The organism is Staphylococcus lugdunensis, assembly GCF_002901705.1.
GTDB classification, from domain to species: Bacteria; Bacillota; Bacilli; order Staphylococcales; family Staphylococcaceae; genus Staphylococcus; species Staphylococcus lugdunensis.
The window spans coordinates 601,118-617,552 of record NZ_PPPV01000016.1 but is presented as its reverse complement, the minus strand read 5'-3'; the positions used below and the strand labels follow the sequence as shown (position 1 = coordinate 617,552).

The following is a 16,435-nucleotide window of genomic DNA, read 5'->3' as shown; positions in this document are numbered from 1 at the left end:
TAAAGAAGCACAAAGACGATTCTTAATTTTAAATCATCTTTGTGCTATTATATTGGGATTTATGTCCCACGTTCGTATATATATTTATTGGATTTAAGAGCTACGATAGTGTAGAGGATGATGTCATTATAATACCAAACCGATAAGGCTTGCTGACACGATTGAAGCTAGAGTTGCACCTAAAAGTAGTCGTAGTGCAAATGTCGCTACTTTATTGCCTTGCTCACTACTAATTCCTTTGATGGCTCCCACCATAATACCAACTGTCCCAAAGTTGGCGAAACTGACTAAGTATACCGAAATAATACCTTGTGTTTTAGGTGATAAAGATGAAGCTATCTTTTGGAAGTCTAACATCGCAACAAACTCATTCGTAATTAATTTAGTAGCCATAATCGATCCAGCACGAATCGCTTCTTCCCATGGTACACCCATAATAAAAGCGATTGGCGCAAAAATATAACCAATGATTTGTTTGAAGTCTAGACCCACCAGATCAAAGACAATTGTAATGCCTTTCATTAATGAGATAAATGCGAGTAACATGATGGCGACCGTTACTGCAATCTTGAAACCATCAATCGCGCTGTCTCCAATCATTTGGAAGAATGCAGGTTTCTTTGCTTTAGTTGAACCATTTACCGTCTTCTTGTTTGTTGCTTGTGTATCAATCACGTTTAAATCTACTTCCTTGTCATCAGAATGATAAGGATTGATGATACTTGCGATAATTAATGCGCTGAAGATATTTAACATAACGGCAGTTACAACGTATTTTGGTTCAATCATCTGCATATAAGAGCCTAGCATTGCCATACTAACGGCACTCATCCCTGAAGTTGTAATCGTGTATAACTTTTCTTTAGACAGCTTTGGAATAATATCTTTAACTGTTAAGTAAACTTCAGGTTGACCTAACATCGATGTTGAAATAGCAATATAGCTTTCTAGTTTTCCCATGCGTGTAATTTTATTGATAATATAACCGACAACTTTAATAATGAAAGGCAAGATTTTGAAATAATTTAATATGCCAATGAGCACTGAAATAAACACTAATGGCAATAACACATTTAAGAAGAAATTATAGCCACCTTTATTTTGCAAGTCTCCAAATACAAAATCTATACCAGCTTTACTAATATTCATCAGCCCTTCAAAGAAAGTTCCCATGGCGGTCAGAATATGTAAACCTATCGTGGTGTTCATCATAAATAAGACAAGCAGTACTTGGATTACTAACATAATCAATGGTTTTTTATAGTCAATTGCTTTCCTATTAAAGCTAAAAATAAATGCTACGATTAAAGCAAAAGCAACACCTAACATCCCAAATAGTATTGACATGATTATCACCTACAGTTGATTGAAAGCAACCGCTATTTGAGCACCAACGACAGCGTTATTTTCAACTAATTTAATATTTGTTTGTAAACTTTTTCCTGCAGTTTTTTCAACAATTGTTTTGAGTAAGAATGGTGTAGAATCTTTCCCGTGGATTCCTTGAACTTTTGCTTCTTTGACAGCATCATCAATGATTGCATCGATGTAGTCTTTAGGTAGTTCATCTTTTTCAGGAACTGGATTAGCAATGACCATACCACCTTCAAGATGTAAATCTTGTTTAGCTTTAAAAATACGTGCTATTTCTTCGGGTGTGTCTGCACGACTTGTCAATGCTACGCCACTTTCTCTAGTGAAAAATGCGGGCAGTTCGTCTGTTTGGTAGCCAATGACAGGCACACCTTTTGTTTCTAAATATTCCATTGTTTTTGGCAGATCTAATATCGATTTAGCGCCCGCACAGATAACGCTAACATTTGTTTTTGCAAACTCATCTAAATCTGCAGAAATATCCATGGTTTCTTCTGCACCTTTATGCACGCCACCAATACCACCAGTGACAAAGAATGGTATGTCAGCTAATGCTGCGCAAATCATTGTAGATGCTACAGTTGTGGCACCAATGCGTTTAGTAGCAATGATTTCTGGTAAATCACGACGAGAAACTTTAGCAACATTTTCACTATGTGCGAGTGTTTCTAAATCTGCCTCGTTTAAGCCGATTTTAATTTTTCCATTTATCAAAGCAATCGTCGCTGGAACAGCACCATGGTCACGAATGATTTGCTCTACATTTTTGGCCATTTCGATATTTTGAGGGTAGGGCATACCATGAGAAATGATTGTTGATTCTAAAGCGACAATCGGTTGATTATGCTTTTTCGCTTCAGCTACTTCGGTTGAAAATTCAAGATATTGCTTCATAATTATATTCCTCCATATCACGTTTAAGTTGTTCATTATCAAGGTTTTGACGTACGGTATAATTTGTTTCAACCGTTTTTAAAGAATTGACCATGCCGGATTTAATAATATCTTGGAGTGAGAAGTCATTGAGCCAACTATAAATCACTGCACTAGTAAAGGAGTCACCAGCTCCAGTCGCATCGACAAAATGCTGTGCTGGAGAAATAGGTACGATGTGTTCTGTATGACAATTTTTAAAAATAAGTGGTTCAAGACCGTTTGTAATGATGACATTAGATACGCCCAGTTCAACCCATTTTTCTGCAGCACGTTGCATGTCAGAAATATTGCGAATTGACATATTAAGATATGTCTCACTCTCATCACGATTGATGATTAACCAATCTACGGCGTGCAAGGATTGAGGCATGCGTACCATCTTAGGTGAAGAAACTGGCACGATAACAAACTTAATATGATTCTTTTGGGCAAAAGCACTAAGAAATTCTAGCGCGCTTTTAGGTAAATTCAAATCAGCAACGAGACACTTTGCTTTAGTTAAAATTTGTGCATAACGTGCTAAAAAATCAGGTGTAATCTGTTCATAGATTTCCATATCAGCAAAGCCATATTCCATATCGCCATCTTTAATGACAGCAGTGTATGAGCCTGTGCTAGCATTTTCTATTGGTTGTATGGCACTTAAATCCATGAAAGGTGAAGACATTCTATTAATCATATCCCATTCACTATCATTACCACTTGCAGTTAAAAAGGTCACTTTCTCTCCTAAACGGCCTAAATTTTCTGCAATATTCCTACCAACACCACCGATGGATCTGGAGGAGGAAACAGGATTAGATGTTTTTGGTTGTAAGGGTGTATCAATATAGAATTTGCGATCGACGTTAGCCGCGCCAATGCAAACAATCGGGCTTTCTTCATTTATGACATAAGCTTTACCAAGTATGTATCGTTGGCGCATTAATCCTGAAATAATATTTGCAACTGCCGGTCGTGATAATCCTATGCGTTCAGCTAATTCAAGTTGTGTAATATAAGGGTTTTCTTTAACCAAGTTGAAAATTGCTTGTTCATTTTTATTCATCTGTGCACCTCCTTATAAACATATGTTTTTAATATAAACAAATGTTTTAATATTCATATATATAGTAACATATTACATGCATTTTAGTAAACGTTTACAATCGAAATTTTGCATATAGAAGTGTGTAAAAAGTCATAAACATGAGGAATTATAGGTTTTTAACTAATTTGTGAACTGAAAATAGTTGATGTTATATATGATGGTTTAAGAGAATTATTAGTTTATTGAAAAATATGATAATATGTATTTGTATTTGAAGTTAATGTAATCATAGTCATTTAAGGGAAGGAAAATACATAAATGAACTATATAAAGATTTTGGGGATGTTTGTTTTAGCATTTTTGATGATTATTGTTGCACAAGCCTTAGGAGCTATTTTTGATGAGATGATTCCATTTTTAGGGATAGGTATAATCATCAGTGCATTAATTTATTGTATTGTGATTTATTTTTTTGTGCGGTTAATGATAGAAAAGGGACTAAAGCAAAGACGCGTAGATTATCGAATTGTATCACCACATTTTGATATCAGAGCGGTTATACTTGGTATCATTTTACCGCTTGGCGTTATACTATTCTATTTGATTTTTGTGCCTGGGGAACTTAAAATCTCACATTTTAAGACACAGGATACGTTGTTCCGTTCGCTATTTTGGGATATTTTCCAAGTGGCTGTAGCCGGTGCTATAGTTGAAGAGCTTGTTTTTCGTGGTCTATTGATGGGCTATATTGAGAAAAAGACTAATATTGTTGTTGCCATTTTGACTACGAGTATATTTTTTGGCGCAATTCACGTACTTAATGGCGCGTTAAATGTAGGAAGCTTTCTTCAATTATTAGTTGGTGGTTCTTTGGCAGGTGTTATGTTTGGATTAACTGCTTATGTCTTCCGTAGTATTTGGGCAAGTGCGACATTGCATTTCTTCTGGAACATCAGTCAAGTCTTTTATATCACAGAGAAACAAGTTGATGATAAAGTATTTCAATACATACTCGACAGTCATAACTTTGCACTTACAGGTGGTGAATTTGGTTTTGAAGCGTCAATCATATCTATTTTGGGTTACGTGAGTGTTATTGTAGTGTTAGTCATGTTAAGGCGGAGATTAAGACAATAGATAAAATAGGAGTTTGATTATGAAAAAATTTGTACTTATATTAACATTATGCTTGCTATCATTCATAATTGTCGCTTGTGACACAGAAGACGATCACGATGATGACGATGATAGTGTGACGAAGAAAAAAATACCTACTCAAATTTTCAATAAACAAACAACAAATGATTCAATTTCTGAAAAGACAATGAAGCAAGATATTCAACTTTATTTAGATACTGATCGTGAGTTGACAGATGCAAAATTCTACTATATGGATATCATAGATTCTGATGATAAGTTAACGACATCACAACAAGATGAATTTGCTAAATTGATGCAACTTACTGATCAAAATGATCAAAATTTTGCGCGCTATATTCATAATAACGTGTTACCAAAGGGTGGCTATGATAAGTTCACGAATAAAATAAGTGAATATACAAAAGCAAGTAATAAAATAGACAAGAAGAGTTATGAACTTTCTAAAAAAGATGACGCATCTGTACTTGATGATATTAAACAGTTAAATGAGGATAGAGACGTTGTCAATGGAAGAGAACAGAAGAAAATTGAAAAGTTCTTAAAAGCAAAAGGCATTAAAACAAAGGCATATGATTAATTAAACAGAGTAGCCACGTGCTTTAGTTGTATTGTCTTGAATTAATTGAATAAAAATAAAAGCATATAAAAATGGCAGTTTTCATATAAATCCAAAGAAAATTGCCATTTTTTAATACTGCGAAACTGTTTATTTTTTATGTCATAGCCTTTTTCTGACTAGTGAAGTAAGACATAGAAGTAGCCTATGAGCAGGATAATACCAGTAGTACTATTATGAATCATATGAACCATCATGCTATCTCGAACATTACCGCGTCGTGAATAAGCAAGATAAAAAATAATTCCCATAAACATAAACATTAATATTGAAATAATGTCAGTTACGCTATGTTGTAAAGCAAAGATCAAGGATGACAAGATTAATGGCAACCAGAAAGCTGCACGACTAAATAATGTTTCCTTAAAAATACCTCTATAAATGAGCTCTTCAAGATACGGCGTGAGTATACTAATTGTTAGTATAAACATCAAAAATGGAAAAATTTGAGGTAATTGACTTGCATCTGAGATCTGATGATTCGCATCACCTAATAGCATTTTGTCATTTTCGCTTTGCCCCGATTCAGTTGTGATATGTAGCAAATAACTAAAAGCCAGTGCCAAAACACGTAACAATACTGCCCAACCAATATTAATACCGATATCTTTTAGTTTAAATTTCTGACGTTCTTCATATGAATGGCGTATGTAATAACGTCTAATGAGCCACGTAATGATTGTCGCTATAACTATAAATAGGCATGTAAGTATTGCTCCGCTGAATGAATTAAATATAGAAGACAACTTGAGGATTCCAAAAATTATTAAGATCACCATTTGTGATAAAAGCATCCAGCCAATAAAGATCAAAATATTTAGGATGATATTACCTCTAGGTTTTACATTTTTGGTACTGCTTTCTATCGTGCTATTTGTTTCGTTGTAGCGCTGTTCTGTTGAAGTATGGTAATCATTCACTATAAACCCACCCTTTTATGTTGATTTTGAAATCATAACAATGCAACATTGCGCATCTACATGAGTAATGTAACATATAATTGACATCATCTACAAGTTGTTATAGTGCTTCACAAGAATTTTAAAAAAAGGATGCTTAAAATTAGCTTAAATTGTTTCGTAAGAACTTGTGCTTGTGTTAAAAGCACGATAAAGTTTGCTTATAAAGTATTTGAAATATACGTATTAGTGAAGAAATATGACAGTAATACAATGAGTTTCATAATAAAAGACAGAGAGGTAAATATTATGATAGAGACACATCAACCGCTTCATCAATACCAATTATCGACGAAACATTATTGGAAATTGTTATTACAAAGTATCATGTTTATCATATTATTCTTTATAGCTGAATCATTAGATTTTCTTTTTTTAAAAAGTGGTTACTATTATTTATTATCGCTAGCCTTTTTAGTCGGTATATTTGGTTTAATGAACGCATTCAATTTGCATGTCTTTAATTTTAATAAGCTAACCAAGCGGCACCTTGTTTATGTTGTTGTTGGTGTCATTATATCCATTGTATGTGATTATATTGCAATGTTTTTTATTTCTACGACAGCAAATCAAGAGGAATTAGATGCATATTTAAGTGGTGTACCATTGTTACTACAACTGTTATCTATTGGGATTGTAGGACCAATTATAGAAGAGTGTATTTTTCGTGCCTTCATAATTAAAGGGATTTTTCGTCGAATTCCCATTGTTGGGGGGATCGTTTCAGTCATTGCCTTTGCCGCAGTTCATGGACCATCTAATGTTATAGAATGGATTGTCTATGGTATTTCAGGAATCATCTTAGTTGTAGCTTTTTTAAAAACACAACGTTTAGAGGTACCTATTTTAATCCATATATGTATTAACGTTGAAGCGACTATCGTTTCATTTTTGTAAAACGTTTACATATTGTATCACAAAGTAAATGAAAGCCACAAAATGTGTTGTTTAAAGCATTTTGTGGCTTTACAAATGTAATAACTATATTTTAATGTGTCTCACCTAAGGCGATTTTTTGGTCATCACCATAAGATATCGCTTTTATGGCAGCAGTTAAGCCCTTTGTCATTGTGTCTATTGACATGGAAGGTGTTTCAGGTTTAGTTGTTACTTGTTCAGGAATAAAAGGAACATGGATAAAACCAAATAAAAGACCTGTAAATTGTGTATCAGCAAGATAACCAAGTTGATATAGAACGTGGTTGCAGACAAACGTGCCAGCAGTGTTTGATAATTTTGCTGGAATACCTTCAGCTTTAATCGCTTCTGTCATTGTTTTAACAGGCAAATTTGAGAAGTATGCAGGTGCACCATCAGGCTGAATCGCTACATCAATAGGTTGATTACCTTTGTTATCAGCGATACGTGCATCATCGATATTAATACCGACACGTTCTGGTGTGATTTCAAAACGTCCACCGGCTTGTCCAATAGCTAATACGGCATCAAAATGTTGTTGTGCTAATTTCTGTGCAATGACATCTTTAGATTCATGAAAGACTGTCGGTATTTCTAGTTTAGTAATAGTATGTGCACCGATGTTCGTGTCTAAACGTTTAACGACTTCTAATGCGGGGTTAATTTTTTCTCCACCAAAGGGATCAAATGCTGTAACGAGTATGTCCATAAATATATTACCTCCTAAAATTTTTACGGAATGCGTGTCTATAGTTAGAATGCCCAGAAATACATTAATGCAATATGAACAATAATTAGCGCGATAGCAATTGGTGCTTGTGCTTTAATGACGCCAAATTCATGTTTCATTTCAAGCAAAGCGACAGGTAACGTGTTAAAGTTAGCAGCCATTGGTGTTAATAAAGTTCCACAAAATCCACCAGTCATCGCTAAGGCACCTGCAATCACTGGATCGCCACCTTGTGCAATGACAAAAGGAATACCAATACTTGCAGTAATGACAGTGAATGCTGCAAAAGCATTACCCATCAATATAGTGAAGATCACCATACCTAAGATATAAGCGATAGCACCGATAAAATGATTGCCTTCAGGTAAAAATGATGAAATACCCTTAGAAATGACTTGGCCTACCCCACTAGCAGTAAAGAGAACACCTAATGCTGCTAAAAATTGCGGCAATATACCTGTAGTACCAACTTGTTGTGTCAAACGATCGCTATCATACAGGATGTAGTGTAATTTTGGTCTAATAATCCATACAGCGGCGATTAAACCGAGTACTGATGAAATACCTAAGCCAATGGCACCACCTAAAGGCGTCCAGTTTGAAACAACAACTGCAATAACGGCTAAGGCCACTGCAGGAATAAATAATTTATTACCATAACGGTCAGATCCTCGTTCAGCTTCTTTCTCAGTGACATCGATAATGTTTTTAATTTGGACTTGTTTAAAGAGTGTTAATGCACCCATACATAATACGAGCGCACCATTAAGTGCATTTGGAATATAAGGACCAGCAATAAAAAGTATAGCTAATATAGTCCAAAATAGTGCAGTCCCAATTCGTTTTTGTTTATCAGTAGCTCTTAAAGCACGATAAGCAGTATATAAAAATTGTAGTCCAATTAAAATATAAAAAAATTCAAGAATGTGGTTAATTGTTGTTTGACTCATGTGTTTTCACCTCGTTGCGACCATATTTTTTATTGAAATAACGATCTAACATCATGTTTTTAATCCATATAAGCAGTAATGTAATAACTGCTACTGGAATTGATGCAAGAACTAAGTCGATGGCGTTTACTTTAATATGTAATGAGCTAAATGTTCCAACCATCAACAAGACCCCAGCAGCCCCAACAAATAAATTTTGGCCGAAGAAGTTCCCATAGTTTTCCATTGCTGATGCTTCAGCTTTAAGCTTTTCAATATCTTTGGCATCAATCGTAGCATCAGTAAGATTATAACGTGTACGTAAAGCACCTTGTACCATAGGATTGATAAGTGGACGCACAAATTGAGGATGCCCACCAACACGAATGGATGCGATGCCTGCAATCTCTCGAATAATTAAATAGAGTGTAAGTAGCCTTCCAGCGGTGACGCGTTTCACATTACTGATTAATTTAGAAGCTTGTTGTTTTAAGCCAAAACGTTCAATCAAACCAACCATAGGCAATGTCAACATGAAGAGTGTAACTAAACGGTTGTCAACGAAAGCCTTGCCTAGAATAGACAAAACCTCTGTGAAATCTAAGCCAGATACAAGACCAGTAATTAATGCTGCTACAAGAATAACCGCAATCGTATCAAACTTAAATAAAAATCCCAAAATAATAATTAATATCCCAATCAATTTAAGCCATTCCATAATAATCCTCCTTAACAAATAATCATTGCATATATATACTGCAATTTTCTTAATATTAGCATAACTAAAAAATAAAATGAATTACATTTATGATGAATAAAGAATTGAAAAAATAAATTTTAGCAGTAAATAAAATACCTATGCGATTTGTTTGGTGAAGTCGTTAATTAGAAAAGTCATTATTCGTATAGTGTTGCAAGCTGAAGCATGATATAATAACGAATGGTTAATTGATAATTATTCTCAATAGGAATTGACCTTAGAATGTTAAAGGAGTGAATGATGTGTCTATCAAAGACCATAAATTTGATTTAAGTCTAGTACTCGCTGCATGTTTGGCAGTGTTAACATATTGGATGTTTGCCCAGTCATTTATTAATATAGGTGCAAGCGTACAACATACTTTTGGAGCAGTGGATACGACATTAAACTTATCTATTAGTATTGTTGCGTTTGTCACAGGGATTTTTATGGTTGGTGCAGGTGATGTTGCGGATAAAGTTGGAAACTTAAAAATGACTAAATTGGGGCTGATGTTAAGTATTATTGGCTGTATATGTTTAATTAGTACCCATTTAACAGCATTTCTGATTATTGGTCGTATATTTCAAGGTTTATCTGCAGCGGTACTATTACCGTCTACGATTGGCTTAGTGACGGATCGTTTTAGTGGGGAAACGTTACGTAAAGCATATAGTTATTTGATGATTGCCACTGTTGGGGGGATTGGTTTTGCTTCATATATTGGTGGGACAATATCACAATACTTACATTGGCAAAGTATTTTCGTTTTATCTATTATTTTATCTGTGGTTGCTTTATGGATATTAAAGAATAAACAAGAGGTGCCTCGTGCAGAACGTAATCATCAGCCATTTGATTATGTTGGTATGTTCATTTTTGGGGTGTTTATTGCTGCTTTAATGATATTAATGACACAAGGGTTTAACTATGGGATAGGTACATTTACTATCACACTTGTAGTTGTAATGATTATGGCGCTCATTATTTTTTATTTATATGAAAAACGACAAAAAGTACCATTCATCGATTTTTCAATTATCAAAAACAGAGCTTTTTTAGGATCAACAATTAATAATTTTGTGGTTAATACAGGGACAGGAACAACGGTTGTCTTTAATGTTTATGCCCAAAAGCAACTCGGATTGACTGAAATGCAAACAGGCTTGGTAATAGTACCTTATACGATTATGGCAATTGCGATGATTCGTTTAGGTGAACTTGCGATTAAACGCTATGGCGGTAAAAGTATGTTAATCGCCGGTCCATTATTCCCAACATTAGGTATTATGCTGATTAGTATGACATCGTTAACGACACATTTGTATATTGCGATTGTAACAATTGCTTACGTGATTTGTGCTATCGGCAATGGCTTAGTTGCAACGCCAGGATTGACAATTGCGATTTTTAATATGCCAGAGCACAAAGTAAGCTTTGCTACAGGACTTTATAAAATGGGTGCGACGCTTGGTGGTGCATTCGGCATTGCCTTTAATACGACCATATTTACTGTATGTTTGCAATTCTATACAGTTGAAACGGCAGCTATGGTTTCGTTTATTGCAGGTGCCATTGTGATGATTTTAGGTGTTATTTCAGCCTTTGTATTGATACCGCGCAATGTAAAAGCTTAAAATTCGATTTTAAATCATTTCTGGATGAGATATCAATAACAAAATAATAGCACAAAGATGATTTGACATTAAAAATCGTCTTTGTGCTTCTTTTATATTTATGCTAAAACTGTGTGCTTAATTTAGCTTAGTGGTTGATATGCCAGATATTGGTTCGAATAGTTGTAAGTGCGACTGGTTAAGCAAGGATTCAGTTAGTGATAATTCAATAATCTGATTGGATTGATAATATTTGACGAACATCGTGCGTGAAGTTAGATTAAAGACGGTTTGATATAACGTATAATGCAAATCGTCATTTTGTGAGCGTACGGCACCTTTTGGAATGCTTACAGCATCAAGAATTCTGAAGGCGTCAAGAACTGCATAATCGTCATCAGAAGGTTGTAGATGACGTATAAGATAAGCTGCACGTACAAAGCGCTCTGGAGAGGTGAATCCGCCAGGTAAACCTCGTGTGCCACCTTCACTACCAAGCGTTGTTAGTTCGACATCATTAAATTGTTTGGCTGAAGGACGATAAGGTGTGATTGCGACATAGTTTTTTAAATTTTCGTAATGCCAATTTAAGTCAGGATTATTCGTCAACACAGCAATTGGATTGTCATGAATGACTACACGTCCTTGGTCAAATGTTAACTCGACTGTACGACCACTAGCATCAGAAACGTGATAATGTAATGGTGGTACATCGTTGATATCATTTAAAGTTACAGCTACAACGTTAACTTGATCCGCATGAGCACATAACTCTTCTATAGATTGATGGTAGCCAAGTACCCAAGTAAGTACTTCATTTTGTGAAATGTTCATAGCATCGTCACGGCACTGAGAGGCATAACTGCAATAATCACGATCGTACTGAGTGGAGATGGCTAATCCGTGTTCATTCATACCATCACCAAAAATAAATCCTTCCATGTCGCTGCCAGTACCAACAAAGCCATAAAGCGTTTGTCCTTGATAATCGACACGTGATTTCCATTCATAATGACGTGGCTGGACGGCAGGATGTCCAGTTAAAGGCCAGTCATAATCCATTGTTCTTCCTAGAATAACTTCATTATTATGTGATTGGAAAGTAAAGCCTGTACACATGTTTACAACAACCTCCAATAGATTTAATTGAGAATTATTTTCAATTATAATAGGTTGAGACAGCTGTTTCAACTTTTTAAAATAAAGAGAAAATATGTTAAATGATGTTATGCTATAGCTATGAAATTTTGCGGATTTTAAAACGAAATAAGTTGCACACCTATTCACTAAAGAAATCGCTTACAATTATAAAAGGAGGCGTTGATACAATTGTTAAATAATCGGCAAAGTAAAATTTTTGACCTTTTAGTGAAATCAGAGCAATATACTACAATTGCAGATTTAGCAACCATGTTTGACGTCTCTCAACGTACGATTCAATATGACCTCGAACATATTGAGGATCTACAGCGAGAAAGACAATTTACGTTACAACGACACAAATCATATGGAGTTAGAATCCACAATTTACAAGAGACGTTGTCTAAAAATGATGAACTTATTTATACGGATGTACACTTATCAAAAGATGAACGTGTATTAAATATCATATTAAAATTATTCGAAACATCACAACCGTTGACTTCAAGTGATTTGGCACAAGCAATGGCTGTATCACGACGAACGATTGTCAATGATTTGAAAGCGATTCAGCATTGGTTAACACAATATCAACTCGAATTAGCCTATATTAAAAATAAAGGTTTTATGATTACAGGGGATGAAGAAGCTTACCGCAGTGCCTACGCTAACAGAATTCAAGTATATTTTAAAACAATGTCGCCATTCATCACATTAGATATATTTACGGATGAAGAATTGACTAAAGTGAGAAACACCGTGATTCATACATTGACACAAATGGATTATCATCTTGTACAAAGTGCGATTGATGGATTGATATATCATGTGCTTATCGCTATTCATAGGCTAAAGGGAAAGTTTTCATTTGATGTGCCAAGCGAACAAGCTGAAACATTGAAACAAACGTATCAGTTTCAAATTGCATCACAGTTAAAAGACAACTTAGAAGGACAATTTAATATTAAATTTCCAGATTCAGAAGCAATTTTTATCACGCTGCATTTATTAGGGTCAAAAGTTTCGACAAATGCAGAAATGCGGGGGACGCAAGAAGGTTTAGAAACTGTGTTGCGACGTTTTATTTATCAAGTCAGTGCTGAAATAGGCATTGACATGCATAAGGATGACAAGTTATTTGATAACTTATTGCTTCATATGAAACCAGCGCTTCATCGACTTAAATATCGAATGAGTCAACAAAATCCATTGCAAGAAGAGATTTATCAACAATATCATCAGCTTGTTGGAATCATTGAGAGCCAAATTACGTTGTTAGAACAGACCTATGATATTACATTTACGGTAGATGAACTTGCCTTTATCGTGATTCATTTCGCGTCAAGTATTGAACGTATTGCCCAGCATCAAGATCAAATTAAAGTTGTACTATTGTGTGGTTCAGGCATTGGCACATCACAATTATTAAAAAATAAGCTGCGCAATGTTTATCCAGAATTTGATATTTTAGATGCTTACTCGATATATCAAATTGATGAAAGTCAATTGTTAGCACGGGGCATAGATTACATCGTTTCAACAGTTCCATGTGAGGCAACACAGATTCCCGTTATTATTGTTGATCCTTTTCTTAGCTTAGCGGCAAGAGAAAAATTAAACCACATCGTCAATACGCATCGTGAACAAAAGGTGCAACGTCTTGACCAAGAGGGTTATACGTTACGACAGTTGTTGCCAATTCATCGCATTCAAAAGTGTCAACAGCATATGCAGCGCAATGAAGCCATCGCACATGCAACAACGGCATTAATACAAGATGGTATTGTAGCGCAGGACTATGTTGAAGAGATGATTGCACAGTTAGAAAAATTTGGGCCATATATGGTGATTAGTCCACATATTGCATTGGTTCATGCAGGCACGGCACATGTGCTTCAAGATGCAGGATTTTCAATGTGTTACTTTGAGCATGGCGTGCGTTTTGGACATCAACATTATGACCCAGTGCATATTGTTATTGTATTGGCAACAAAAAATCCTACTTTTCATCTCACTGCACTTGGGCAACTTAGTGCACTGATTACGAATGACAAAGACAGGCAACATATTTTAGATGGGCAACTTGAAGTTGTTCATAGATTTATCGACGATTTAGATTGAGAGGAGGAATGCAAGGTGACATTAGATTTATTGACAGAAGATAAAGTAGTAGTCAAAACATCTACCACAGACTGGTCAACTGCCATTCATGAAGCGGCACAGCCACTCATAAATGCAAATGTTATCAATGAAGGTTATGTAGATGCCATGATTAATAGTGTCAATGAATTTGGACCATATATTGTCATTGCGCCCGAAATAGCCATCGCCCATGCTAGACCAAATGGTGACGTGAATGAGGTAGGGTTAAGCTTACTTAAATTAAAGGAACATGTTAACTTTTCGGAGGAAGGACATTATGCATCATTAGTGTTTGTGCTTAGCGCAGTAGATGGGCAGTCACATCTTACAGTATTACAAGATTTGGCCAGCGTGTTAGGTGATAAAGATACAGTTCAACAATTATTAGCAACTCAAGACAAAGCAGAAATTTTAAATTTATTAAAGGAGACGGATGAATAATGAAAATTTTAGTCGTATGCGGACATGGTTTAGGTAGTAGTTTTATGGTAGAAATGAATGCACAAGAAGCACTGAAAAATTTAGCTGCACCAGCAGATATCGAAGTAGAGCATAGTGATATTATGACTGCAAGTCCCGAAATGGCAGATTTATTTATTTGTGGACGCGATTTAGCAGAAAATGCACAGCGCTTGGGAGACGTCTTAGTGCTAGATAATATTTTAGATAAAGAAGAATTGCAACAAAAATTACAACAAAAATTACAAGCATTAAATATGATTTAAAGGAGGCGACGCACATGCATGCCATATTAGATTTTATTGTTGATATTTTAAGTCAACCTGCGATTCTAGTTGCATTGATTGCGTTAATTGGTTTGTTAGTACAGAAAAAATCAGCCACAGCGATTACAACAGGTACCATTAAAACAATGTTAGGCTTTCTTATTTTAAGTGCCGGTGCAGGCGTTGTGTCTAATTCATTAGAACCTTTTGGAAAAATATTCCAACATGCATTTGGTGTTCAAGGTGTCGTGCCAAACAACGAAGCAATTATTTCATTAGCATTAAAGGACTATGGGACAACAGCTGCGTTAATCATGGTATTTGGTATGTTAATTAATATTGTGATTGCACGCATATCAAATTTAAAATATATTTTCTTAACAGGACATCATACCTTTTATATGGCTGCCTTTTTAGCCATTTTATTGACAGTCGGTCATATTAAAGGTTATTTAACTGTAACAATTGGTGCTGTGTTACTAGGCTTATTAATGTCCATATTACCAACGTTAGCACAACCTACTATGCGTAAAATAACTGGAAATGATCAAGTTGCATTAGGTCATTTTGGAACAATCAGTTACTGGGTAGCGGGTGAGGTTGGTAAACTATTTAAAGGGAAATCTAAATCTACGGAAGAAATTAAATTTCCTAAAGGATTAAGTTTTTTACGAGAAAGTACAATTAGTATTTCTATTACCATGGCACTGCTATACTTGATTGCTTGTCTATTTGCCGGTGTAGGTTATGTGCATGATCATATTAGCCAAGGACAAAACTTTATAGTCTTTTCAGTTATTCAAGGTGTGACCTTTGCGGCAGGTGTTTTTATTATCTTAACAGGGGTACGTTTAATTTTAGCTGAAATTGTTCCGGCGTTTAAGGGTATTTCGGAAAAACTAGTACCGAGCTCTAAACCAGCATTGGATTGTCCAATTGTCTTTCCATATGCACAAAATGCTGTGCTAATAGGATTCTTTGTTAGTTTTATTACCGGGGTAATTGGCATGTTCATTCTATTTTTCACGGGAGGCATTGTCATATTACCAGGTGTTGTTGCACACTTTTTCCTAGGTGCAACATCTGCTGTCTTTGGTAATGCTCGAGGCGGTATTAAAGGTGCTGTTGCTGGTGCGGCCTTGAATGGTATATTAATTACGTTCTTGCCATTATTATTTATCCCTTTCTTGGGAGACTTAGGTTTAGCGACAACAACATTTTCAGATACAGACTTCTTAGCTGTAGGTATTATCTTTGGTAATATCGTTAAGTATGCAGGTATTATAGGTTCTGTCATCTTTATAGTCATTTTGGCAGCAGGCGCTATCTTCTTAAAAGGAAAAGCAGATAAGAAATATGAACAACAGCAATCATAATTAATAAAAGAAGGACTCGAGACGCAAATAGCATCTTTCGAGTC

At 35.2% G+C, this 16,435-nt stretch carries 16 protein-coding genes; 8 read left to right on the top strand and 8 right to left on the bottom strand.

Translation table 11 applies throughout. The features are described from left to right. Positions 1 to 126: 126 nt before the first annotated feature. The 3 genes from CD041_RS09695 to CD041_RS09685 are packed head-to-tail and all read right to left on the bottom strand — an operon-like array spanning position 127 to position 3,358. Positions 127 to 1,347, bottom strand: coding sequence for a NupC/NupG family nucleoside CNT transporter (locus CD041_RS09695; protein ID WP_002479009.1), 1,221 nt, complete (start codon positions 1,345 to 1,347; stop codon positions 127 to 129). Between the two features lie 9 nt (positions 1,348 to 1,356). Further along, the gene (locus tag CD041_RS09690; protein ID WP_002460691.1) at positions 1,357 to 2,268 is read right to left on the bottom strand and encodes a pseudouridine-5'-phosphate glycosidase; all 912 of its coding nucleotides are present in this window, start codon (positions 2,266 to 2,268) and stop codon (positions 1,357 to 1,359) included. Further along, the gene (locus CD041_RS09685) at positions 2,252 to 3,358 is read right to left on the bottom strand and encodes a carbohydrate kinase (RefSeq protein ID WP_002460690.1); all 1,107 of its coding nucleotides are present in this window, start codon (positions 3,356 to 3,358) and stop codon (positions 2,252 to 2,254) included. The genes CD041_RS09690 and CD041_RS09685 overlap by 17 nt, the downstream gene beginning before the upstream one ends. Before the next feature lie 300 nt (positions 3,359 to 3,658). On the opposite strand from CD041_RS09685, the gene CD041_RS09680 reads away from it, so the two are divergent. Further along, positions 3,659 to 4,477, top strand: coding sequence for a CPBP family intramembrane glutamic endopeptidase (locus CD041_RS09680; protein ID WP_070647739.1), 819 nt, complete (start codon positions 3,659 to 3,661; stop codon positions 4,475 to 4,477). A gap of 19 nt (positions 4,478 to 4,496) precedes the next feature. Then, entirely contained in the window at positions 4,497 to 5,078 is a 582-nt protein-coding gene (locus tag CD041_RS09675; RefSeq protein ID WP_002460688.1) for an NDxxF motif lipoprotein, read from the top strand. Positions 5,079 to 5,236: 158 nt separating this feature from the next. Here CD041_RS09675 and CD041_RS09670 read toward each other — a convergent pair whose 3' ends face one another. Further along, entirely contained in the window at positions 5,237 to 6,037 is an 801-nt protein-coding gene (locus tag CD041_RS09670) for a CPBP family intramembrane glutamic endopeptidase (RefSeq protein ID WP_080606669.1), read from the bottom strand. Between the two features lie 288 nt (positions 6,038 to 6,325). Here CD041_RS09670 and CD041_RS09665 point away from each other — a divergent pair, with 288 nt between their 5' ends. Further along, a complete protein-coding gene (locus CD041_RS09665) occupies positions 6,326 to 6,973 on the top strand; it encodes a CPBP family intramembrane glutamic endopeptidase (protein WP_070647740.1) in 648 nt (215 codons plus the stop codon). A gap of 91 nt (positions 6,974 to 7,064) precedes the next feature. Here CD041_RS09665 and pcp read toward each other — a convergent pair whose 3' ends face one another. Genes pcp through CD041_RS09650 form a run of 3 tightly spaced genes read right to left on the bottom strand, consistent with a single transcriptional unit; the run spans position 7,065 to position 9,371 of the window. Continuing rightward, positions 7,065 to 7,703, bottom strand: a complete 639-nt coding sequence (gene pcp / locus CD041_RS09660; protein ID WP_002479003.1) for a pyroglutamyl-peptidase I — start codon at positions 7,701 to 7,703, stop codon at positions 7,065 to 7,067. Between the two features lie 44 nt (positions 7,704 to 7,747). Then, positions 7,748 to 8,674 carry a DUF979 domain-containing protein gene (locus CD041_RS09655; RefSeq protein ID WP_002460683.1) on the bottom strand — a complete coding sequence of 309 codons (927 nt, stop codon included), beginning with the start codon at positions 8,672 to 8,674 and terminating at the stop codon, positions 7,748 to 7,750. Further along, positions 8,655 to 9,371, bottom strand: a complete 717-nt coding sequence (locus tag CD041_RS09650) for a DUF969 domain-containing protein (RefSeq protein ID WP_002460682.1) — start codon at positions 9,369 to 9,371, stop codon at positions 8,655 to 8,657. The genes CD041_RS09655 and CD041_RS09650 overlap by 20 nt, the downstream gene beginning before the upstream one ends. Before the next feature lie 284 nt (positions 9,372 to 9,655). Between CD041_RS09650 and CD041_RS09645 the strand changes: the two genes are divergently transcribed. After that, positions 9,656 to 11,029 (top strand): MFS transporter, encoded by a 1,374-nt coding sequence (locus CD041_RS09645; protein ID WP_002492370.1) that lies wholly within the window; start codon positions 9,656 to 9,658, stop codon positions 11,027 to 11,029. A gap of 117 nt (positions 11,030 to 11,146) precedes the next feature. Here CD041_RS09645 and CD041_RS09640 read toward each other — a convergent pair whose 3' ends face one another. Further along, on the bottom strand, positions 11,147 to 12,127 hold the full coding sequence (locus CD041_RS09640; protein WP_062078221.1) for a choloylglycine hydrolase family protein: 981 nt from the start codon (positions 12,125 to 12,127) through the stop codon (positions 11,147 to 11,149). A gap of 210 nt (positions 12,128 to 12,337) precedes the next feature. Between CD041_RS09640 and CD041_RS09635 the strand changes: the two genes are divergently transcribed. Genes CD041_RS09635 through ulaA form a run of 4 tightly spaced genes read left to right on the top strand, consistent with a single transcriptional unit; the run spans position 12,338 to position 16,391 of the window. After that, a complete protein-coding gene (locus tag CD041_RS09635) occupies positions 12,338 to 14,269 on the top strand; it encodes a BglG family transcription antiterminator (RefSeq protein ID WP_070647741.1) in 1,932 nt (643 codons plus the stop codon). A gap of 15 nt (positions 14,270 to 14,284) precedes the next feature. Continuing rightward, positions 14,285 to 14,731 carry a PTS sugar transporter subunit IIA gene (locus CD041_RS09630; RefSeq protein WP_002478998.1) on the top strand — a complete coding sequence of 149 codons (447 nt, stop codon included), beginning with the start codon at positions 14,285 to 14,287 and terminating at the stop codon, positions 14,729 to 14,731. Beyond that, positions 14,731 to 15,015: a PTS sugar transporter subunit IIB gene (locus CD041_RS09625; protein WP_002460675.1), complete on the top strand. Its 285-nt coding sequence runs from the start codon at positions 14,731 to 14,733 to the stop codon at positions 15,013 to 15,015. Before CD041_RS09630 ends, CD041_RS09625 begins: the two co-directional genes overlap by 1 nt. A 14-nt stretch (positions 15,016 to 15,029) precedes the next feature. Continuing rightward, a complete protein-coding gene (ulaA, locus tag CD041_RS09620) occupies positions 15,030 to 16,391 on the top strand; it encodes a PTS ascorbate transporter subunit IIC (RefSeq protein ID WP_080606670.1) in 1,362 nt (453 codons plus the stop codon). Positions 16,392 to 16,435 lie beyond the last annotated feature (44 nt).

Bases quoted from the DNA above. Each gene is read 5' to 3' on its own strand.
- CD041_RS09650 (WP_002460682.1), bottom strand. From the start codon at position 9,371: ATGGAATGGCTTAAATTGATTGGGATATTAATTATTATTTTGGGATTT.
- CD041_RS09690 (WP_002460691.1), bottom strand. From the start codon at position 2,268: ATGAAGCAATATCTTGAATTTTCAACCGAAGTAGCTGAAGCGAAAAAG.
- CD041_RS09675 (WP_002460688.1), top strand. From the start codon at position 4,497: ATGAAAAAATTTGTACTTATATTAACATTATGCTTGCTATCATTCATA.
- ulaA (WP_080606670.1), top strand. From the start codon at position 15,030: ATGCATGCCATATTAGATTTTATTGTTGATATTTTAAGTCAACCTGCG.
- CD041_RS09695 (WP_002479009.1), bottom strand. From the start codon at position 1,347: ATGTCAATACTATTTGGGATGTTAGGTGTTGCTTTTGCTTTAATCGTA.
- pcp (WP_002479003.1), bottom strand. From the start codon at position 7,703: ATGGACATACTCGTTACAGCATTTGATCCCTTTGGTGGAGAAAAAATT.
- CD041_RS09665 (WP_070647740.1), top strand. From the start codon at position 6,326: ATGATAGAGACACATCAACCGCTTCATCAATACCAATTATCGACGAAA.
- CD041_RS09640 (WP_062078221.1), bottom strand. From the start codon at position 12,127: ATGTGTACAGGCTTTACTTTCCAATCACATAATAATGAAGTTATTCTA.
- CD041_RS09680 (WP_070647739.1), top strand. From the start codon at position 3,659: ATGAACTATATAAAGATTTTGGGGATGTTTGTTTTAGCATTTTTGATG.
- CD041_RS09625 (WP_002460675.1), top strand. From the start codon at position 14,731: ATGAAAATTTTAGTCGTATGCGGACATGGTTTAGGTAGTAGTTTTATG.
- CD041_RS09685 (WP_002460690.1), bottom strand. From the start codon at position 3,358: ATGAATAAAAATGAACAAGCAATTTTCAACTTGGTTAAAGAAAACCCT.
- CD041_RS09655 (WP_002460683.1), bottom strand. From the start codon at position 8,674: ATGAGTCAAACAACAATTAACCACATTCTTGAATTTTTTTATATTTTA.